This is a genomic window from Zymobacter sp. IVIA_12111.31 C1 (genome assembly GCF_047495495.1).
Taxonomy (GTDB): Bacteria; Pseudomonadota; Gammaproteobacteria; order Pseudomonadales; family Halomonadaceae; genus Zymobacter.
This window is the reverse complement of sequence record NZ_CP179930.1, coordinates 1,102,161-1,123,415: the sequence shown is the minus strand read 5'-3', so window position 1 is coordinate 1,123,415 and position 21,255 is coordinate 1,102,161. Positions and strand designations below refer to the sequence as shown.

The 21,255-nt window shown below is 55.5% G+C and carries 23 protein-coding genes; 19 read left to right on the top strand and 4 right to left on the bottom strand.

Translation table 11 applies throughout. From position 1 onward, the window contains the following. Positions 1–181: 181 nt before the first annotated feature. The 8 genes from ACMHYW_RS05035 (at position 182) to ACMHYW_RS05000 (ending at position 8,589) form a co-directional block, all read left to right on the top strand. Entirely contained in the window at positions 182–679 is a 498-nt protein-coding gene (locus ACMHYW_RS05035) for a peptidylprolyl isomerase (protein ID WP_027706132.1), read from the top strand. Positions 680–855: 176 nt separating this feature from the next. Continuing rightward, positions 856–1,590 (top strand): UDP-2,3-diacylglucosamine diphosphatase, encoded by a 735-nt coding sequence (locus ACMHYW_RS05030; RefSeq protein ID WP_414501155.1) that lies wholly within the window; start codon positions 856–858, stop codon positions 1,588–1,590. 288 nt (positions 1,591–1,878) lie between these two features. Further along, positions 1,879–4,473: a bifunctional aconitate hydratase 2/2-methylisocitrate dehydratase gene (gene acnB / locus ACMHYW_RS05025; protein ID WP_414501154.1), complete on the top strand. Its 2,595-nt coding sequence runs from the start codon at positions 1,879–1,881 to the stop codon at positions 4,471–4,473. Between the two features lie 274 nt (positions 4,474–4,747). After that, on the top strand, positions 4,748–5,308 hold the full coding sequence (locus ACMHYW_RS05020) for an outer membrane beta-barrel protein (RefSeq protein ID WP_414501153.1): 561 nt from the start codon (positions 4,748–4,750) through the stop codon (positions 5,306–5,308). Between the two features lie 874 nt (positions 5,309–6,182). Further along, the gene (locus ACMHYW_RS05015) at positions 6,183–6,353 is read left to right on the top strand and encodes a hypothetical protein (protein WP_156934057.1); all 171 of its coding nucleotides are present in this window, start codon (positions 6,183–6,185) and stop codon (positions 6,351–6,353) included. Positions 6,354–6,437: 84 nt separating this feature from the next. Beyond that, complete coding sequence (locus ACMHYW_RS05010; protein ID WP_084261928.1) at positions 6,438–6,704, top strand: ogr/Delta-like zinc finger family protein; 267 nt, start codon at positions 6,438–6,440, stop codon at positions 6,702–6,704. Between the two features lie 195 nt (positions 6,705–6,899). Further along, positions 6,900–7,190, top strand: a complete 291-nt coding sequence (locus ACMHYW_RS05005) for a hypothetical protein (RefSeq protein WP_414501152.1) — start codon at positions 6,900–6,902, stop codon at positions 7,188–7,190. 265 nt (positions 7,191–7,455) lie between these two features. Beyond that, complete coding sequence (locus ACMHYW_RS05000) at positions 7,456–8,589, top strand: N-acetylmuramoyl-L-alanine amidase (RefSeq protein WP_414501151.1); 1,134 nt, start codon at positions 7,456–7,458, stop codon at positions 8,587–8,589. A 455-nt stretch (positions 8,590–9,044) separates the two neighbouring features. Here ACMHYW_RS05000 and ACMHYW_RS04995 read toward each other — a convergent pair whose 3' ends face one another. Further along, entirely contained in the window at positions 9,045–9,215 is a 171-nt protein-coding gene (locus tag ACMHYW_RS04995; RefSeq protein WP_414501150.1) for a hypothetical protein, read from the bottom strand. A gap of 252 nt (positions 9,216–9,467) precedes the next feature. Between ACMHYW_RS04995 and ACMHYW_RS04990 the strand changes: the two genes are divergently transcribed. The 7 genes from ACMHYW_RS04990 to lysC all read left to right on the top strand — a co-directional run bounded on the left by ACMHYW_RS04990 (position 9,468) and on the right by lysC (position 14,523). Next, positions 9,468–10,139, top strand: coding sequence for a hypothetical protein (locus ACMHYW_RS04990; protein WP_414501149.1), 672 nt, complete (start codon positions 9,468–9,470; stop codon positions 10,137–10,139). A 122-nt stretch (positions 10,140–10,261) separates the two neighbouring features. Beyond that, positions 10,262–11,248, top strand: a complete 987-nt coding sequence (locus ACMHYW_RS04985; protein ID WP_414501148.1) for a GRP family sugar transporter — start codon at positions 10,262–10,264, stop codon at positions 11,246–11,248. A gap of 335 nt (positions 11,249–11,583) precedes the next feature. Then, positions 11,584–12,621: a hypothetical protein gene (locus ACMHYW_RS04980; protein ID WP_414501147.1), complete on the top strand. Its 1,038-nt coding sequence runs from the start codon at positions 11,584–11,586 to the stop codon at positions 12,619–12,621. 603 nt (positions 12,622–13,224) lie between these two features. Then, the gene (locus tag ACMHYW_RS04975; RefSeq protein ID WP_027706125.1) at positions 13,225–13,473 is read left to right on the top strand and encodes a hypothetical protein; all 249 of its coding nucleotides are present in this window, start codon (positions 13,225–13,227) and stop codon (positions 13,471–13,473) included. A gap of 3 nt (positions 13,474–13,476) precedes the next feature. Then, complete coding sequence (locus tag ACMHYW_RS04970) at positions 13,477–13,980, top strand: lysozyme (RefSeq protein ID WP_414501146.1); 504 nt, start codon at positions 13,477–13,479, stop codon at positions 13,978–13,980. Further along, positions 13,977–14,378, top strand: coding sequence for a hypothetical protein (locus ACMHYW_RS04965; RefSeq protein WP_414501145.1), 402 nt, complete (start codon positions 13,977–13,979; stop codon positions 14,376–14,378). Before ACMHYW_RS04970 ends, ACMHYW_RS04965 begins: the two co-directional genes overlap by 4 nt. Further along, positions 14,308–14,523, top strand: coding sequence for an Rz1-like lysis system protein LysC (gene lysC, locus ACMHYW_RS04960; RefSeq protein ID WP_408646089.1), 216 nt, complete (start codon positions 14,308–14,310; stop codon positions 14,521–14,523). Before ACMHYW_RS04965 ends, lysC begins: the two co-directional genes overlap by 71 nt. Before the next feature lie 74 nt (positions 14,524–14,597). On the opposite strand, the gene ACMHYW_RS04955 is transcribed toward lysC, so the two are convergent. After that, entirely contained in the window at positions 14,598–14,954 is a 357-nt protein-coding gene (locus tag ACMHYW_RS04955; protein WP_027706124.1) for a hypothetical protein, read from the bottom strand. 533 nt (positions 14,955–15,487) lie between these two features. Then, a complete protein-coding gene (locus ACMHYW_RS04950; RefSeq protein WP_414501144.1) occupies positions 15,488–16,177 on the bottom strand; it encodes a LexA family transcriptional regulator in 690 nt (229 codons plus the stop codon). Between the two features lie 224 nt (positions 16,178–16,401). On the opposite strand from ACMHYW_RS04950, the gene ACMHYW_RS04945 reads away from it, so the two are divergent. Next, positions 16,402–16,743 carry an ogr/Delta-like zinc finger family protein gene (locus ACMHYW_RS04945; protein WP_084261925.1) on the top strand — a complete coding sequence of 114 codons (342 nt, stop codon included), beginning with the start codon at positions 16,402–16,404 and terminating at the stop codon, positions 16,741–16,743. A 738-nt stretch (positions 16,744–17,481) separates the two neighbouring features. Here the strand turns inward: ACMHYW_RS04945 and ACMHYW_RS04940 are convergent. Further along, positions 17,482–18,666 (bottom strand): multidrug effflux MFS transporter, encoded by a 1,185-nt coding sequence (locus ACMHYW_RS04940; RefSeq protein ID WP_414501143.1) that lies wholly within the window; start codon positions 18,664–18,666, stop codon positions 17,482–17,484. 301 nt (positions 18,667–18,967) lie between these two features. On the opposite strand from ACMHYW_RS04940, the gene ACMHYW_RS04935 reads away from it, so the two are divergent. From ACMHYW_RS04935 to ACMHYW_RS04925, 3 genes are all read left to right on the top strand, one after another. Next, a complete protein-coding gene (locus ACMHYW_RS04935; RefSeq protein ID WP_414501142.1) occupies positions 18,968–19,231 on the top strand; it encodes a SemiSWEET family transporter in 264 nt (87 codons plus the stop codon). A gap of 646 nt (positions 19,232–19,877) precedes the next feature. Next, positions 19,878–20,183 (top strand): ArsR/SmtB family transcription factor, encoded by a 306-nt coding sequence (locus tag ACMHYW_RS04930; protein WP_414501141.1) that lies wholly within the window; start codon positions 19,878–19,880, stop codon positions 20,181–20,183. Between the two features lie 157 nt (positions 20,184–20,340). Beyond that, positions 20,341–21,096: a helix-turn-helix domain-containing protein gene (locus ACMHYW_RS04925; RefSeq protein ID WP_414501140.1), complete on the top strand. Its 756-nt coding sequence runs from the start codon at positions 20,341–20,343 to the stop codon at positions 21,094–21,096. Positions 21,097–21,255: the final 159 nt, after the last annotated feature.

Genomic DNA, 21,255 nt, shown 5'->3' with positions numbered 1-21,255 from the left:
CGTGGACCTGACGCAAAGCCTGCCGAGCCAGCATCATTATCGAAACCAGCCTGCTCAAGCTTTCGTCTGTACGGCCAAAAACGCTATTATAACGCGATCAACGAGCGCTGTATGCGCTTGCATACGTTCATCTCATGGCGGCACAGCCGTCAATTCTTCGTATTTTATACAGGACACTGGCATGATTCGTCTCGAAACCAACCACGGTAACATCACCGTCCGCCTGTTCGACAAAGAAGCACCGAAAACCGCTGCCAACTTCGAACAGTACGTGCGCGACGGCTTCTTCGACGGCACGCTGTTCCACCGCGTCATCGACGGCTTCATGATCCAGGGGGGCGGCTTCGACCGCGAATTCCTCCAGAAAGATACCCGCGCACCGATCGAGAACGAAGCCAACAACGGGCTTTCCAACAAGCGCGGCACGCTGGCAATGGCCCGCACCATGGATCCGCATTCCGCTACGGCACAGTTCTTCATCAACGTGAAGGACAACGCGTTCCTCGACCACACGGCACCGACCAGCCACGGCTGGGGCTACTGCGTGTTCGGTGAAGTCGTCGAAGGTTTGGACATCGTTGACGCCATCAAAGCCGTTCGTACGGGCAACCGCAACGGTCATCAGGACGTGCCGAAAGAAGACGTCATCGTCGAACGCGCTTACGTCATTGAAGACTGAGCCGGTCTGATTCAGCATTCTTCGCTGCCCGCCACCCGCGCGGGCAGCTTCTTATATAAACGCTTCGGTCAGAAAACCGTTCTCACATGCACGCTGTCGCCGACATGGCATTCCTTTAATAGCGATGTAGAGAGCCGGCATTCATCTCGCTGACGTTCACTTTTTCGGAATCGCTTATGAGCACCCTGTTCATTGCCGACCTTCATCTGCAGGCCAACCGCCCTGCACTGACGCAGGCCTTCTTGAATTATCTGGAAACGCGCGCCCAAGAAGCCGATACCCTCTATATTCTGGGCGATCTCTTCGAACACTGGGTGGGCGATGATGGCATGGGGCCATTCGAGCAGCAGATCGCCGACGCCCTGCAACGTTACGCAGGCCAGCAGCGCAACGTCTATTTCATGCACGGCAACCGTGACTTTCTGGTGGGCAGTACATTCGCTCAGAAGGCGCACCTCACGTTACTGGATGACCCTACCGTCATTACTTTGGGTAATGAAAGCATTCTGCTGATGCACGGCGACTCGATGTGCACGCAGGATCAGGCCTACATGCAGTTCCGCGCCCAGGTTCGCTCTCCGGCATGGCAGCAGCAGGTGTTGGCAATGCCGCTCGAACAGCGCATCGCCCTGGCATCCCAGTTGCGCGCGCAGTCAGGAGAAGCCAACTCGACCAAGAGCGCGGACATCATGGACGTCGTCGAAGACGATGTCATTGCCCAGATGAACGCTGCCGATACTCGCGTACTGATTCAGGGCCATACCCACCGCCCCAACGAACACCGCGTAGAACTAGGTGAAGGACGCATAGGACGCCGTCTGGTGCTGGGCGACTGGCGCGAAGACGAGCAAGCTATGTGGGAAGCCGTCTATGCCGATGGCCAGCTCACACTTCAGCGCTTTACCTGGTAAGCCTTTCTGACCTGCCGTGTGCCGCACGGCAGGTTACTCACCACGACTCGCCCCCGCATGCCTCTCTTTCTGCCCGTGCCACTCAGACAGCCCCTATCGACGAACGGCTTATACTTACAGCGCACTTGCCTGATCTCTCTGCCACAGATATGGTCGAAAGGTCATTGCCACACGGCACTTCCCTCATGAAGCTGCAGGCAATGAACGAAGACGGTCGGCGAGCGTTCCACCCCGCCTGTCGTCCCGCCGGACAACAATAACCACGGCATATTTTCCGAGGATACGTTCATGCTCGACGTTTACCAGCAGCATGCCCAAGAGCGCGCTGCCGTCAATATTCCCCCTCGTCCGCTGGATGCCGCAACGGCAGCAGAGCTGGTATCGCTGCTCAAGCAGCCACCGGCAGGTGAGGAACAGTATCTGCTCGACCTGTTTACCCATTGCATTCCACCCGGCGTTGACGAGGCCGCGTACGTTAAAGCGGGCTTTTTGGCCGCCATTGCGCGGGAAGAAGAACACAGCCCGCTGATTCAGCGCCATGTTGCCATCAAGCTGTTGGGCACGATGCAGGGCGGCTACAACGTAGCACCGCTGGTCGAACTACTCGATGACCCCACGACTGCGCGCGAAGCAGCGTCGCAGCTAAAGCACACCCTTCTGATGTTCGATGCCTTCCACGATGTCGAAGAGCGCGCCAGACAGGGCAATGCGGCGGCACAAGAGGTACTACAGTCATGGGCCGACGCCGAATGGTTCTTGGAACGTGCTCCGCTGGCGGAGGTCATCACACTGACCGTTTTCAAGGTGTCAGGTGAAACCAATACCGACGACTTATCGCCGGGTCAGGACGCTTGGTCGCGTCCAGATATTCCACTGCACGCACTGGCAATGCTGAAACAACCACGAGAAGGCATTGCACCGAATGAAGCAGGCGCTATCGGTCCACTGACGCAGATAGAACAGGTTCAGGCCAAAGGCCATCCCGTCGTCTATGTTGGGGATGTGGTCGGCACCGGTTCTTCACGTAAATCGGCAACCAACTCGCTGCTGTGGTACTTTGGACATGATATCCCCTACGTGCCCAACAAGCGTGCGGGAGGGTTCTGCTTCGGGGGCAAAATCGCGCCCATCTTCTTCAATACGCTTGAAGACGCTGGTGCGCTGCCGATCGAACTGGACGTTTCCGCTCTGAACATGGGGGATGTCATTGACCTCTACCCGTATGAAGGCCGGATTACTCGCCATGGCAGCGATGAAACGCTGACGAACTTCACCCTGAAAACCCAGGTATTGCTAGATGAAGTTCGCGCGCGCGGACGCATTCCGCTGATTATCGGGCGCGGCCTGACACAGCGCGCTAGGGAAGCTCTGTCGCTGCCGCCGAGCGATGTATTCGTCACGCCCGAAGCACCGCAGCCGTCGCAGAAAGGGTTCACGTTGGCGCAAAAGATCGTCGGCAAGGCCTGCGATGTAGCTGGCATTCGTCCGGGTACCTACTGCGAACCGCGCATGACGACGGTCGGCTCTCAGGACACTACCGGCCCGATGACACGTGACGAACTGAAAGACTTGGCGTGTCTGGGCTTTCAGGCTGACCTGGTCATGCAGTCCTTCTGTCATACCGCGGCCTACCCCAAACCCGTAGACATCGACACGCAGCACACCCTGCCCGAATTCATTATGAACCGCGGCGGGGTTTCTCTGCGCCCCGGCGACGGTATCATCCATTCATGGCTCAACCGCATGCTGCTGCCGGATACCGTAGGTACCGGTGGCGACTCGCATACCCGCTTCCCGCTGGGCATCTCCTTTCCCGCGGGCTCGGGGCTAGTAGCATTCGCAGCAGCAACAGGCGTGATGCCGCTCGACATGCCGGAATCCGTGCTGGTGCGCTTCACGGGCAAACCGCAGCCCGGCATCACGCTACGTGACCTCGTGCATGCGATTCCACTGATGGCACGCGAACAGGGTCTATTGACAGTCGGCAAGGCCGCCAAGAAGAACATCTTCTCGGGACGCATTCTCGAAATTGAAGGCCTTGAGCACCTAACGGTCGAACAGGCCTTCGAACTGTCCGATGCTTCTGCAGAACGTAGCGCGGCAGGCTGCACGATCACACTGTCAGAAGACAAGGTCTGCGATTATCTTCGCTCTAACATCACCCTGCTGAAGTGGATGATCGCCAACGGCTATGGCGATCGGCGCACTCTGGAACGCCGTATCGTACGCATGGCGACATGGCTGGAAACGCCGCAGTTAATGCGCGCAGATGCCGACGCCGAATATGCCGCTATTATCGAAATCGACCTCGCCACGATCAACCAGCCCATTCTGTGCGCCCCAAATGACCCTGACGATGCTCGCAGGCTCTCCGATGTGGCAGGTACCACCATTGACGAAGTGTTCATCGGCTCCTGCATGACCAACATCGGTCACTTCCGCGCCGCAGGAAAGCTGCTGGAACAGCATCAAGGGGAAACGCTGGACACGCGGCTATGGATAGCGCCACCGACCCGCATGGACCGTGCGCTGCTGGAATCCGAGGGCTATTACACCCTCTTCGAACAAGCCGGTGCCCGCGTCGAAATTCCCGGCTGTTCACTGTGCATGGGCAATCAGGCCCGCGTAGCCGATGGTGCAACGGTCGTATCGACATCAACCCGCAATTTCCCCCATCGACTGGGCAACGGTGCCAATGTCTTCCTGGCATCGGCGGAGCTGGCTGCGATGACGGCACTGCTGGGCCATATACCCTCTCTGGACGAGTATCTGGCCACAATGAAAACGCTGGATGCTCAAGCAGAGGACATCTATCGCTACATGAACTTCGACCGCATGCCACAGTATCGCGAGCAAGCATCGAGCATCATTGCGCAGGCATGATGTATGCAAGGTAACGCACTGAAACGGCATTGTTCTTTCTGTTGATAAAGCATGCATAGATAACGCAATTCTGCGGATGCGGACTTGCGTTATCGCCACTGCAGTTCTATAAGAATGCAAGGGTACACGTAATGATTCAGGTGGCGAATCACGTTCTGCACGCACGATAGGCTTGATTTCGTCACGGCTAGCATGCATATTAAAAAACACTGTTCGGCAACATACCGGACACCCAGGCGGATGCCTTGCAATTGAAGATGACAGGAGTACTTCAATGAAACTCTCTTCTCTGGCGCTGGTCGCACCGGTAGCACTCACTGCAGCTATGGCCATCGGAACGGCGAATGCAGCAGACGTTAGCCACGGTCTGTATTCCGGTATCGGCGTGAACAACACCATCGCGCATACCAAAGACAGCTCTACGCTCGACATCGACAAAAACGCTAGCCGTGCGGCAGGCGCATTTGTTGGCTACAAATTCAACAACTGGTTCTCAACTGAAGTCAGCTACAACGACCTCGGTGAAGTGAAACAGAACGGCAACCGCGGCGACATCGGCACCAAAGCCTACGGCCTGAGCGCTATTGGTGAAATCCCGGTTTACGCTGGCTTCATCGGCTATGCACGCGTAGGTGCTGCTTACACGCAGAGCGACGATGCCATCAAGCAGTCTGGCGCTAAACACAGCGACAACACTGCACCGGTCTACGGTCTGGGTCTGAAATACCAGTTCCAGGAAGTCCCGGTCTTCGCTCGTGTCGAATACACGCGCTACGACATCGACTCCAAGTACAAGCTGGACGCTACCAACCTGTCCATCGGTACTCAGTTCTAATTCCACACTTGCCCTGCAAGACTGGAATACACGAAAGCGCGAGGCAGCTGCCTCGCGCTTTTTTTGTATCTAGCCGCTGAGAACCAAGCGCCCCGTCAGATGGCAAGCCCTTTCCCGCTTACGTTTTAGAGCCGTCCACTCCAGCCCGCCTCACAGGCTAGAGGAACGATTGTTCACTACCCCACACCGCACGACTCTTCCCTTCTTCGAAAGTCACCTGCCCTCGCACAGCCCCCTTCATTTCATCTCTCGATGCGCGTTCACCCTGACGCTTTCTCTTCCAGATTCGACAGTATCAACCTCTTTTCGAAGCAGCCGTCACGCGGCAGCGGCCACTCTCATTTTGGCTTCGTCATCGCCACTGATGCCAGCAATAGCGCTACTTGCAGCGCGATTGGTAAGACTTTTGGATAATTCGTATCGCATTGTTCTATATAGATAACGCTCTCGTTTCGAGTTTTACATCGCCAACCATTATCCAATGTGCATGCCGTTGCGTAACATCTCTCGCGTGCCAAGCAATATGACAACGCGGCCTATGAATATCTTTGTAACAGTAGGTTAGTGCATTGTTTGCTACTGATTGGCAGCGAAAAGGAAACATCAAGGAAAGGAAGGAAGGTCTCAGGACGACTTACCGAATGACCGCGATTTTTCATCCACAAGGTGCAAAAAAATTCATTATGAAGGTGTTTTTATTGAAAACACACTCATAAAGAATTAGATTTGAACTCGTTAAACATTCGTCGACGATGGAGCGTTACGTATGTCATCACTTTCGAATCCGGTAGGAGACTGCCAACCCTTCACAACCCCAACAGATCGCTCATCTGAAGGCAATGTGCGGCCCAGAGGCAACTATGGCCCTCGCGGCATGTCACGCCCCATCAGCCTGCGCCTCATGCCTGAAGAACGCGCCGACATCGAACGTATTGCACGTAAGGAAGGACGAGCAGTGTCGCCGACGTGCCGGATGCTGTGTCTCAAGGGGTTGGAAGTCTACCTGCAAGAGCGTGCCGAAATGGAACGCCGCTATCACCGCTGACACCGATTCTGCTGCACCGTGTGCCTGACAAGGGATGACAGTCACACACCGATCCAACAGATAAGAAATAGAGGAGAACTGATCATGTCTATGCGCTGGAAATGCCCACACTGCAACTCCCCACTGCGTATCCGCAGCAGCAAACAGCCAACGCCGCTATTCCGCGAGGCCTATGTACAATGCCGCAATAGCGACTGCAGCTGGTCAGCCAAGCTGGCCATTGAAGTTACTCATACACTCAGCCCCAGTGCGCACCCCAATCAGAATATCAATACTGAGCTGAGTCCCGAATTGGAACAGTGGGTTCGAGCACGCAATGCCGAACTAGAGCGGCACCCAAAATCCCACTGAGACCCTCGACCAGGTGTGTAACCTCGCTTGCATACCTGGCCATCCCCTCATGCCTGATTGCCGCTGCATGCTAGCGTCCTACCTCACGGCCACTCACCGCACACTGATGCCTGCCAAGCACCAGCACCAATCACGTTCCACAATAAAAGACGCTTCCTGTAACACCCTCCACTTCCTGCACATGCTCACTCATACGTGGCTCGGCCCCGGGCGATAGACGCCACCCCTTTGGCGGCTTTGGCGGCTTTGGCGGCTTTGGCGGCTTTGGCGGCTTTGGCGGCTTTGGCGGCTTTGGCGGCTTTGGCGGCGTTGGCGGCGTTGGCGGCGTTGGCGGCGTTGGCGGCGTTGGCGGCTTTGGCGGCTTTGGCGGCTTTGGCGGCGTTGGCGGCGTTGGCGGCGTTGGCGGCGTTGGCGGCGTTGGCGGCGTTGGCGGCGTTGGCGGCGTTGGCGGCGTTGGCGGCGTTGGCGGCGTTGGCGGCACGCTAGATCGTCTTCTCACGACTATCCATCTTTTTCCAAGAGAATAAGACGCCTTGCAATGCGCGCCATTACCGCTATTTTTCAAGCATATATTTGACTATTACTATCAAAAACAGGCTAGATCGCTGCGGCTACGCAACTTTTAAGCGAAACAGGTATCAATACGGTTAAGGCCGAAATACAAGGTATCTTTACCCTCTGACATTCACAGTACGTTATATAATTGCATTACTGATACCGCTACTGCCCTAATCGCCCACAGGAGAACATAATGAGACGCCGCGACTTCATCGGGCTGATCAGTGGTCTTTCACTGGTCCCCGTCTACGGCCGTTCGGCCTGGGGAGCCACGGCCGGACCGCGGATACAGCGCTACGGCATGTCACGTCATTCGTCCGTGACCGAACTGGTATTCGATACCACGGCTCCTGTCATGAACGCATCATGCTTCACGCTTTCCAATCCGCCTCGACTGATTATCGACCTGCCGGGTATCGCACCTCCACTGCCGGATACTTCCGCACTGGCTTCAGGGCCAATCACTCGCGTTCGCAGTGGCGTGAAGGGCAACGGACTGCGGCTTGTGCTGGACCTTCAGCACGACGTCAAAGCATCCTTGCGCGCACAGCCTTCCGGCAAGGTGATCGTGACATTGGACGGCAGCGCCGCAGCACGTGCAGCAGGACAGCGTGTTTCCAGCGCCCGCCCAGCGATCATTGCCATCGACCCCGGTCATGGCGGTAAAGATCCGGGCGCTGTCAGCCATGACGGTGCCCACGAAAAGCTGGTTGCCTTCAGCATTGCGCAGCAACTCTTTGGGTTACTGCAGAAAAACGCAGCCTTCAAACCACGCTTGATTCGTACCGGCGACTATTTCGTGCCACTGCATGAACGCATTCTGGCAGCCAGCGATGTCGGTGCGCATATGTTCATCTCCGTCCATGCTGATGCTGCACCCGTTTCCAGCGCCAAAGGGGCCTCGGTGTATATTCTGTCCGAACATGGTTCTTCATCGGCCATGGCACGCTGGATGGCCGACAGTGAGAACAGCGCCGACCAATATGCATCACTGCGCGAAAGCGCTCTGCACCGTGACGATCCTCGCCTATCGTCGATGCTACTGGAAATGTCGATGCAAGGCACGATCGCGGCCAGTCAGAATCTGGGCAAGCTGATGCTGCCGGAACTTTCCCATGCAACCGCCCTGCATCAACGTCACGTCAACCAAGCGGCCTTTGCCGTGCTCAAATCACCAGAAATTCCTTCGATCCTGGTCGAGAACGGCTTCATGAGTAATCGGGACGACTGTCGCCGGCTGGTAACCTCCGAGCATCAAAGGGCGCTTGCTGAAGCGCTCTACAATAGCGTGCAGTCCTATTTCAAACGCTATCCGTTGCCCGCATAGGCACGTCACTACACGAAAGCGGCGCTCTGGTTGAACTAGAGCGCCGCTTTCTTCTTATAGGCATATGAGTATTGCAAGGCTGGCGCAAAATACCGCTATTTCGGCGTCAGTGCGCTAACACGTCCTTGACGACGATTTAAAGAGATGAAGCATTGATGAAGGCGTAGCACAGCTATCACGGGCACGCTACTTGGCAGTAGCGTGCAAGCAGCACGACTTCTGATCTGAGCGCGGGTAAGCGGTAAGCGGTAAGCGGTAAGCGGTAAGCGGTAAGCGGTAAGCGGTAAGCGGTAAGCGGTAAGCGGTAAGCGGTAAGCGGTAAGCGGTAAGCGGTAAGCGGTAAGCGGTAAGCGGTAAGCGGTAACAGGATATCGCTCGGCGGCGACAGATCAAGCGGCAGTTGCAGCCCGTTGACCTCCTGTCAGTCGGGCTGCAACTGTCGAACGGTACCGCTGTTACAGGACGCGAGAAGGCCGCGACATCATGGCGGCCGTCTGCGTCAGCCAATGCGAGCGAGCACGCAGGTCATTGGCATTCAGGTCAAACTGGCGGCGAGCCGTTTCATTGATCAGGCGGCGGTGTTCGGCTGCCGTACGGATGACATTCAGACGTTCCTGTCGAGTCATGACAATCCCCTCCATGGGAATGTTTCAGATAGACATATTAGTGCTACTTCTTGTAACACAAGACTCACTCTAATCGACTCGAAACGCCAATACAACCCCCCGATGAAGCCACATAAACCGGATAAAAGCACGATATGACATATTAATATGGGATTTGTGCTGCATGTAGGACGGGCATGCCGTTACAATTAGCGACCAAACGATCGGCATGCTCTACGACCTATATTCTTTTCATCCTACGGGGTCTCTGCTATGGCACATCCATCACCTCTTCTACCGCTGACGGCGGGACAGCGCAACGCCATGTTGCTGCGCTTACTGTGCTACATCGCTCTATTCGTCATCTACAATCTGGGTATTCATTGGGAAGCCCGCCTTCCCGATCTGGGCTACGACAAGTTCGACTCCTCTCATTTCGGTTTCTCAGAGTTCATGCAGAACCTGATGTTGAGTCTTTCGGTTGTATTTACACTCTTTGCCCGTGCAAAATGGCCCGTCCTTCGCAATGGGTGTCTATTGCTAGGCCTGTTTCTGCTGGCGTCCATCGCGCGCCAGAACCATCTGCGCTTCGAAGATCTGGTTGGCACCAAGGCCATCTGGAAAGCCATCGTGGCCATTCTGGCGCTGTACGCCGTGTACACGCTGGTGCGTCACTGGAAGGCCTTTCTGCAGGAGCTGAACATTTACGCGGGTTCCTATTCGTTCGGTCTGTTGATGGCGGGCGTGCTGACAACGTACGTCTTCTCTCGTCTGTTCGGGCGTCAGGTACTATGGATGGATGTCATGGGCGAGCACTACATTCGCATCGTGAAGAACCTAGCCGAGGAGACCACAGAATCTATCGGCTATATGCTGATCTGTATGGGCACCCTTGAGCTTTGCCTACTGGCACGTCGTCTTTTTCGGCAAATAGCCGTTAATTAGGCCTAAAGCTGCGGCATGCCAGCGCATGCTTATTGTCAGGAGAAGGTTGATTCCCCATCCTGACACCTTTCGCAAGAAAGCGGCCCCCTCTAGGCCGCACCAACACTCGTGAGGAGAGTTTCATGGATATCCTGTTGGCCCTGGTGCCTGCCCTGATGTGGGGTATGATGCCGCTCATCGCAACACATTTTGGTGGAACACAGCATCGTCAGACGCTGGGGGTTACCCTCGGTGCACTGGTACTGGCCATTATCATCTTCCTGGTCAAGCAGCCGGTGATGACGTCCTATATCTTCTGGATCGGCATCGCATCTGGTATCTGCTGGGCCATCGGTCAGATCAACCAGTTCGCTGCCATCCACCGTCTGGGCGTATCCAAGGCCATGCCGCTGTCCACCAGCATGCAGTTGATCTTCACTGCGCTGCTGGGTGTGCTGGTACTGGGTGAATGGAGCTCTTCTTACGCGCGTATCATCGGCGGTATCGCACTGCTGCTGATCGTTCTGGGTGCCATTGCTACCTCCATCAAGGACAAAACCGCTGTATCTGAAACAGCCGGTGAATCTACCAGTGACATGCTCACCGGTATCATTCGTCTGCTGATTTCCACCGCCGGTTACGTTGCCTACGTGCTCATCCCGCGTCTGGGTCACGTCGAAGGTGACGGCGTCTGGGGTCTGCTGCTGCCGCAGGCTATCGGTATGGTCGGTGGTGCACTGATCATGTCTCTGGCCCACAAACCGCTGTCCCGTGATACGGCCCTCAACGTCATTCCGGGCCTGGTCTGGGCAGTCGGTAACGTCACCATGATGCTGGCTGTCGCACGCATTGGTACGGCCATCGGCTTCTCCCTTTCCCAAGCCAACCTGGCGATCGCTACTCTTGGCGGTATCTTCATCCTCAAAGAAAGCAAGACTTCCCGCGAACTGGTGTTCTCACTGGTGGGTGTCGCTCTCGTCATTGCCGGCGCCATCATGATCGGTACCATCCCGAAAGACGGTTCCGATGCCAGCGCCAAAAAACCGGCCATCACCACGACGGTCGACACATCCGCTACGGCTGCGCCGCAGGCAACGGATACACTGCCTGCCCAGAACGCTCAGCAATAAGCGTTCCAGTTCTTGCGGTAATAAAAAAGGAGCCTTCTTGGCTCCTTTTTTATTCTGCCGGACTCTCCTATTCATACACCGCCATCCCTCTTTCATTCACGGTACACCACTCCCCCTCGCGCGCTACCAACCTTCCTTTCGCGCTCACGATCATACCTGCACCGCGCCAAGCGTCGCCTTTATCACCACAAACCGTCTTTCATTGATGGGATTCCTGACGGGCTGGTCTACATTGATAGACGTCGAGTCAGGATAAGGCTCAACGTTGTCTCCGTGGCATACCGGTGTCTTTGCGTTAAAGACGACCTGTGCCGTAGATCAAGGAATGAATCATCATGATTGAACAGACGAAAGCGTTTACTCTGCGACGCGTTTCATGGGGCAGCATCATCGGTGGGGTCGTTTCTGCACTGGCGGTTTCGCTTCTGATGTCTCTTCTGGGTACGGCCATCGGCTTTGGCATGACAGACCCAATGTCCAGCGATCCTGTCGGTGGCGTTGGTACAGCCTTCGGCGTCTGGTCTGCCATATCGCTACTGGTCAGCCTCGCCGTAGGGGGCTTCGTGGCAGGCCGTCTGGCCGGCTACGCAGGCGCCATCCACGGCTTTCTCGTATGGGGCGCATCACTCATCATCGCTGCGATCCTGAGTGCTATGGCCATCAGCGGCATGGCCCACATGGCGGGCGCCGTCATCGGTACGACAGCATCCGTTACCGGTTCCGCCCTGTCAGGTGCGGGCAATCTGGCCGGCGGTCTGGCGCACGGTATCGGTGATCTGACAGGCAAGATCGACGAACGCTTTCGCTTGAGCGATCGTCTGGAACAGCAGGATGTGTCCAGCGATATCCGTCAGGCGCTGCAGAAATCAGGCGTTCCGGCTCTTCAGCCAGATTACCTTGATCAGCAACTTCAGGCCGCGCATCAGGACATGATGAAAGCGTTCGACGTTGTTCGTCGTGACCCGAGCCAGTTCGATCAGGCCGCCCAGCAGTTCGTCACTTCGCTGAAACAACGCATTGAAGGTCTGTCACAGCAGATCGACCGCAATGACGCTGTAAAAGCGCTGGTCAACAACAGTCAGATGTCTCAGCAGCAGGCTGAACAGACGGTCGATCAGGCCATCGAACGCTATCAGCAAGCCGTCAACACGGCCCGTGATCGCTTCAACCAGATCGAACAGCAGGTCAATGACGTTCGCCAGCAGGCCGATCAGCTCGTCGACCAAGCTCGCCAGCAGGCTGCTCGCGCTACCAGCGCCATCGCGGCGGCTTCTATCTGGGGCTTCATCGGCCTCCTGATTGCCGCTATCGTCAGTACGCTGGCCGGTAAGTTCGGCGCACGCCGCCATATCGCGCACGTCGAAGAAGTGTAATCTCGATTCACTTCGCGCAATAGCGCACGCAGAGGGCACGGTGGTCAAACACCGTGCCCTCGTTGCATTCAAGCTTCCGTCGCCCTTCTCCTAACCTGCTATTCGCTTCTTTTTACCCGCTCACTTTCCTTCGAATATGCCTCTCTGCAGGCCATATGTTTCCCTATTTTCTGCTTGTCCATCACACACGTAAGCCCTTTTTCGGCGTGATGATTCCACACTGAACCCGTGTTCTACCCCACCGAAGCAGTACGTCATCAAGCACGCAGTTACAACCCCCGCACATTGTGCATTGCCTTATAAAACACCAGTCTATGAGCATCCGGTCACACTGCGCGCCACGATATTATCTATAGAGAACTGTCTGGCCATCGCCCATCCATCGAGACAAGAGATACCGGAGGATACGCACACCACACTACTCATTAATCAGGTGAAACATGAACACACAGCTCGACCATGCCCCTGAGGCATTTCAACAAAGGCGCTACTTCCATAGCAGCAAAAGAAGCGTCACTGCCTGCCTGTCTGCGCAAATCGCCCTCGCATTACAGTGCCTTTCTCCCATGCGCTTTCTGTCTCTACCTCATGAGGAGCTGCAGCATGAATGTTGCCCACTCTGTCAGCACTGAAACAGATGAGAAGAATCGCATGTTACACGGACACGATGTTGCAGCAGGCATTGCGCACACACTACCGGGAGTGACCTATCTGCTGACGACGGTCAAGGGAATCACCGTGCCCGTTTTGATTCAGTACGGCACCTTGCTTGTGATCGCCGTACAGCTCACGTACTGGATATTTCGCATTACCGATCTGATCGGACACTGGCTGCGTAGGCGGAGGCGATGAATGATGAGCGAATCCCCCCGCCTTCTGACTGGACTAGCGCTGGCAATGGGTCTCGCCATTGTCATGCCCTATGAGGGACTGTCATATCGCACCTACCTAGACCCGATCGGCATTCCCACCATCTGCTATGGGCACACGGGCAGCGATGTGCAGCCCGGGCAAGAACACAGTGCGGAAGAATGCGAAACGCTGTTGAAGCAGGATCTTGGCGAAGCACTGGATGTCGTTGACCAGAGCGTAAAAGTGGCTCAGCCCATCACGCGCAGAGCGGCACTGGCCTCGTTTGTCTACAACGTCGGCGAGCGTAACTTCCGGCGGTCGACACTGCTGGAGCGGCTCAATGAAGGCAACGTACAGGCCGCCTGCGATGAAATGACCCGCTGGGTATATGCCGGCCACGGCGAGCACCAGCGAGCCCTGCAGGGACTGGTTCGCCGCCGCGCCATGGAGCGCCGCCTGTGCCTTTACGGTATCGATTCACCCACCCCCGAGGAGAGTCCACCATGAGCCTGCTCAGCAAACCATTGAACATCGCACTGCTTGTCTTGGCCTGCGTGTGCAGCGCCTTCTTCCTGCGCCTGCAGACACTGCAGGAACGCAACAAACGCCTGCAGGAAACCTACGCACAGCAGCGCGCCGCTTCCGACCAGCGCCAGCACGTCATCGAACGCCTGCAGCAGCAAATCACTCACCTCAATGAACAGCAGCGCCAGTCTGCTGAAGCGCAGGCCGAGCTCGAACGCCTTGCCCAGAATCGATTGGCCACCCTAAGGAAGCTGGAAGATGAAAACGATCAACTGCGCCAATGGGCTGCTCATCGCCTGCCTGCTGAATTTGGCCGGCTGCGCGACCGAGACGCCCTCTCCGGCGCCAACGCTTATCGTCAACGCCTGCGCGATACCTAAGCCCTGCCTGCTACCCGCACGCCACCTGAGAACCAATGGTGATCTGCTCAAGCAGCTTGAAGAGACCGAAGCGTCTTGGGCGCTGTGCGCTCAGGAAATAGACGGCCTGCGCCAATGCATGACGGAAGCACTGGCTCATCAATGAGCCATACGCACAAGGGTTGCCTGCTAAGGCAACCCTTCCTGTTTCCGACTAGCGCCTTATGTGGGCTAGCCGCTTCAGATGTAGAAAAACCGTCGATGCTGACAGATGACAACGCCCCGGAATATCTCCTGTGTGACGGGAAAGGCATTCCTGGGACCCAGCATTGGGATAGCCAGCATCCTGTCGCCCATTCTGATGGTGCGGTGCAGGCGTGAGTGTCGCCCAATATTGACGATAATGAAGTCGTCATGATGGGGATACCGCTGCTCATCGACCACCAGCAGATCCCCCTCAATGATCGGCCCATCCACACCGGCCATATCACTGACCTCTACCAGGTAGCAGCTATCGGGGAATCCGGAGAAATCGCACCCACGGGTGGCGGGGTGACACGCATCCATGCCGACAGGACCTATGTAGTTCACATTCATTTCCGGAAGCCTTCCTCAAATATACTGTATGCATATACATATAAAACAGTATCCGGCAGTAATCAACTTGGAAAAAAAACTATCGGGGAGAAATTCGCTATTTCCTCAATGGGGAAAGATCCGACACGTTTGTGATGCGCCACATATTGCCGCCAGGCAAGCTCTTCTTCGTCTAACATCATCTCGTATCAGAGCAAACTTTCACGGCAATAATCTAGAGAATAAAGGGCTGCAGGGTTAGTATACGCACACGTAATAGCAGCTGTGCCCTGCAATGTAACCCTATGAATCAAAAATACATACGGGCACAGCGCTTTCATTGGTCGTTTTTCCTGAAGAAAAAGTTACTTTAAAGAAACAGGAAGGTTTACGCTATATCCTCTGGTGGCACGCTTGCAGGCAAGGGACCATTTCCATGACGTAAGTACAGGTGACGTTCAAGGCTGATTAACGGCGAAAGGCGGTTACTGCAGGCACAAAAAAGCCCGAGTACTGTCATCAGCGACTCGGGCCTATGCATATTCAATGGCATTTCAATCTATACGTCCTAGTCTCATACAGCAGCGCCCGATGATTTCGATATTCGCGGCATCTTCAGGGGCCAGCATTTCGCGCTCGTAGACAGGATTGTCGCTGATCAACATTAGCGCTCCGCCAGCGACCCGCTGAACGCGTTTGATTCGCAGCTCGTCTCCCATGCGCAGCAGGAAGACGCCATCGGGCGTGCGATGCGTGCGATCAATGATCACCCGATCGCCGTTGCGCAGCGTATTGTTCATCGAGTCGCCGCGCACCCTTGCCCCCATAAGCTGCGAAGGGTCTAGTCCTTCTGCTTCCAGCTGACGCGTATCGAACAGCATGACGCACTCAATCGCTTCAGCACCGGGCAAATGTCCCGCACCTGCAGAAGCTTCAATATCATACATGGCGATAGGGGTGTACCCTTCGGGTAACGAGTCGGCCGTCCCAATACTGGAACACTCGGCGTCCGAGCCTTCCGCCTCAACAGGCCGCTCGTTACCCAAAATGAGCCAATCCAGACTGACGCCATAGCGCTGTGCGAAGCGAATGCACTCATCAATGGGCACATTACCGCGCACCCGCCAATTGCTCACGCTGGAACCGGCTCGCCCCAGAATTTTGGCAAGCTGCGTATCACTGTCGAGTTCAAGCACGGACTTCATCCGTTCGACAACTTCAGCTCCGTATTTGGAATCAGACATTCGTCAGCCAACCATGAATGCAAAACGACCAATTTTCGAGTTGATAACATCCCACTATTGGGATAGATTACAGTTATCGCTTGTGATATGGGGAGAGGATACACCATGCCATCGGGGTACGTCTCTCTTTTACAACGCGATGTTGTTGGCCTTAGGACGCCGAAAGGCCATCATGACAACACCATTCAATATGAGTACACAAGAATTCACATACTGGGTTGTCTATGACCGAACGGTCCATCACATCTGCAATGTTTGATGTTAAAAAACCTATTCGAGTCACCCGGTATCACTACCACAGCACTTATCCCCACAGGAGCAGCATCATGGTAATGCGTTGGAAATGCCCTCATTGTGAAGCATCCTGCAGAATTCGCGGCAGCGAGTCCTCTCAGGAAAGCTATGGCGTCGTCTATCTGCAATGCACCAACCCAACGTGCGGCTGGACGGGTAAAGGCAACTGCGAAATCATTCGCACCCTCACCCCTAGCCATTTCGGTTCTGCCTCGGACGAGAGCAGCCCATCGCCCTGTGATACAGAGTGTCCATCGCAACAATCTGCATGACGAAATCGACCCACTCAATTCCGTCTTGGGTAGTACACTATAAGTTTCACCTATATCGGCAGTACATCGCGGCCCTGCACGAGGGCCGACACGATCGTTGTACTGTCGATGATCCATGTCCTTTGGCAATACATGCTCAGACCGACATGGATACCCCAACATGCACAATCACCACGCCTCAATGCGGGGAGCGGCTTGCCAAGCGCATGATGGCAAGCGTACTCGCCCAGATAGCGTCACCGTGCTGACAATTAAAGTGCCCTTTCCTTTCTGCTTGGGCGTTCATGACGGCACACCACCTGCTTGGCCATCCCCACCACAGTGCGTTGCACAACAGATTCATCTCGTTCTTCGGCTCACCGTGGCCGAACTTGATCCGCATCAAGCAATCTGCACATCGGTATCGCGGCATGAGCTCTTCTGGCGAAACCCCATCTTCGCTATCCGCGAAACGGCCACTCACCGGCGGTCATCCGATACACCGTGCCGACCTTGCAGCCTTGCAGCCTTGCAGCCTTGCAGCCTTGCAGCCTTGCAGCCTTGCAGCCTTGCAGCCTTGCAGCCTTGCAGCCTTGCAGCCTTGCAGCCTTGCAGCCTTGCAGCCTTGCAGCAGTATTGAACCAGCTGCATTTTTATCTTGCCAAGTGTTACCGATACATAAAATGACATTAAATAGAAATGTAGATACAAAAACGCCACCCCGAAAGGTGGCATCGTCAATTGCACGAAAGAACCGTGTTAGCGGCGGGTAGGTACTACGACAAAGCGGTGTGCGCACCACGCAAAGGCGTAACAACAGACGAACGTGACACCCATGCTTAACGCCGACACGCCCGCCATGGATGACAGCGGCAGGCAGATTCCCCCCATCGAGAACATCATGACCCCCAGCACGGCAGAAGCCATGCCGCTGACCTGGCGCTCGTGCACCTGCATGGCAAGCGACGTGGCTGCTGTACCAATGGCGCTCACGCAGGCTACTGTCAGCAGTAGTGCAGCGAGGAAAAACGGTAGCGGCAGTCCGACCAATGCCACGATCATCAGTACAAGACTGAGAATCACCGCCACTGTCAACCCATAGCGCAGCACCAGCGGTTCGCGCCCGTTGCGGCTTAAGCGGGCCGAGATCTGTCCAGCGACCACCAGCCCCGCCCCATTGAGTGCGAAACAAAGGCTGAACCCCTGCGCCGTGAGGTGGTAGATTTTTTGGAAGACGAAGGTAGAGGCACCGATATAGGCAAACATGCCTGCCATCATCGCTCCTTGCACCAAACACAGCCCCATGAAACGGCGGCTGGTCACAACTCGTACGAACGCCTGCACCGTCGTGCTCAACGAACCTTCCGCGCGCTGCTCACGCGGCAGACTTTCTTTTAATAAGAGCAATGTCAGCGTCAGGATGATAGCGCCCAGCAGCGCCAGCACCATGAACACACCGCGCCATGTCGTCAGATACAGTAACTGTCCACCCATCACGGGAGCCAATACCGGAGCCAGTCCGTTCACGATCATCAGCAACGCGAAGAAGCGCGTTAGATCGGAGCCGCTATACAAATCACGCGCCACCGCACGCGAAATTACGGCGCCCCCCGCCCCCGCTACCCCTTGCAAGAAGCGCAGTACCAGCAGCTGTTCAATGCTGGTCACCCGTGTACAGGCCAGCGAAGCCAGCGTGAACAGCCCCAGTGCCCACAGCAGTGGTCGGCGACGTCCCAGTCGGTCACTGAGAGGGCCGATCAACAGTTGCCCCAACCCCAACCCCAGCAGGCAGGTCGTCAGGCTGAGCTGAGTCAGCGTGACGGTCGTATCGAGGTCTGTCGATACCTGGGGCAGTGACGGCAGGTAAAGGTCCATGCACAGAGGACCAAACATCGTCAGCAACCCGAGCATCACGACATAGCGTGTCTTTTGCGCAGAGGTCATACCGAATTCCTTGGGTAAAGATAAGTGGCGCTCATTCTATAGAGAATGGGGGAATATTGGAGATGATAATGACTATCATTTTCAAAATTAAGCGACGTCACGCTCTTCCCGGCACCGTAATGGAAAAATTTCTGCCCGCGACGACGTGGCCGTTATGGGCCCCATAACCACTGTCATTATATACACTTACCACGAAAAAAATATGAGCGCTAACGTTTTCTGGACGCGTAATAAAATAGACACGCTGTCATCTGGCCGTTATGTTGGATAACGCAATCCGACCACAAAACGGAGTGTTTTCATGCTTGATAAAAAATACCGAAGATTGCTTGGTATTGCGGCAACATGCATGTCCATTGCCATGTACCTCGCCTATGTTTTTCAAATCCGGAACAACCTTACCGGCCACAAAGGCGATTTCATCCAGCCTCTCGCTGCCGCCATCAACTGCACCCTATGGGTCTTCTATGCATGGTTCAAAAGCAAGCGCGACCATCCACTGCTGTTTGCCAACCTGCCTGGGGTCATTCTCGGCATAATCACGGTCATTACCGCCCTGCTGTAGCACGGTTCGCTGACGAAGGACGTTCGGTTACAGAACAAAATGTCCGGTTGCCTTACTTGACCCGATATCTTTCTGCGGCCTGATCCCCTTCGCAAGGTTCCGGTATCTGATACGCGATATCCCGTCAGATACCGGATCGGCGCGATGCGTCTCCTTGAAGAAAGCCATCGCCTTCATCGCTTGATGCTTCCCATCCCTGCGCTTTCGTTCATAGCCTCGCGGCAATCCCTTACTGATTATTTATCGCGCAACGCCATAGAGCCTCAGAGTGCTTTTTCTTCGCGAAAATACCACCCAGTCCCTGCCAATACGCTTATCCCATTATAAGTGTAAGAATTATCTCGTTTTTATTTATCCTGATTGGGGCCTAAAAAGGCCACTGCTTCTGCAAATGGTGACTGAGGGAATATCGCGATAGGCCGACATTATAGGTGGAAGCACCGTTACCGAGCTCATACCCGTACCCGTGCATGAAAGAGTGCTGAATATCGCACCGCTCTTTAACGGCAGACCTTACTTCCCGCTATCGAATGTCAAGTGCAGCGATTTCGATAAATAACAATGCACGCCCACTATTGCAGCTTCCGTATGCCTGCGCGATAACGCTATTGGAAGCGAAATGACAGCAGAGGATATGACCCGGCTCATGGACATCAATCTGAATGACACGTTGAAAGCACTGAGCAATCCCGTACGCCTTGATATCATGCATTGGCTCAAGGACCCGTGCCGCCACTTTCCCCATCTGAATACCGATCTAGAAGAGACTGGGGTCAGCGTCAGCATCATCCAAGCCAAAGCACAGCTCTCGCAGTCCACCATTTCCAGTTACCTTGCCCTGCTGTCACGCGCGCATCTGGTGACCTCTCACCGTAGCGGCGGCTGGACCTACTACAAGCGCAATGAGAAGGCCGTCGAGTGCTTCATTCAGCAACTGAGCACCATGATGTAACAGGCTTCGCACTATGCTGAGGCCTCTTGGCGGGTAGTGCACTCGTAAACAGCAGACGAACAGAGCGGGGCGCGTGCACAGCGTAGCGCTACAGGTTTGTGGCATTGGCTTTGCAGGTGATCATCGACGTCATCTGCTGCTCAAGGAGGTCCTGCCGATGCCGCTCCATTCTCTGCGTGTTCACCCATTTGCAGCCGATTACTGCCTGCACCACCATGCCCATCACCAGATCGTAATCGGCATCCGCGGCGAGGCCCGCATGGATATCGGAACACAGACGGCGTGTTTGAGCACGCACACGGGGTGCATTCTGCCCGCCGGCACTCCCCACGGTTTTCAGGGGCTGGGAGATAACCAACTGTTGGTAGTCGATGTGCCCGTCGAGGCGGTGTGGGCCGTTCCAAACCGTGAGCCAATGCGACTGTTCGAGCAGCCGCGGGTATTTACGGTCGATGCGGGGCTAGCCCATTACGTTGCCTTTCTCAGTCATGACCTCGAACAGTGCGATGCGATGGCATACGACGTGCTGCTGGTGACACTGCTGCATGCGCTGACCGCTCGTTTGACGTTTTCTTGTGCCCCTCGGCGGCTCGACACAGCACGCTTGGATGCGTTCATTGATACGCATCTGGACCAGCCCATTCGCGTGGCTCAACTTGCCGCACTGTTCCATCTGAGCGCAGCCCATTTCACTGCACTCTTTCGGCAGCAACACCAGACTTCACCCTATCGCTATGTACAAGCACGCAGGATGCAGAGGGCATGGCAGCTTATCCAACAAACACCGATGCCACTCGATCACGTTGCGGCCAGAACGCACTTTGCCGATCAGAGCGCGCTAACTCATGCCTTTCGTCGTCATTTCAACCTGACACCGCGCGCCCTGCGCCAACAAACGCCTGCAACCGTCTGACAGCATCCGCCCGCACTGGCAGCGGGCGCCATACCGCCCAATCACGCGTACATCGTTCCCCCTGATCACTTTCTTTCACTCCTTTCATCGTCATTTCCGCGAATCGAACACGAACATCCGCGAATCCGACAAGACAGGCATAAAGAGCCAACGCTACTG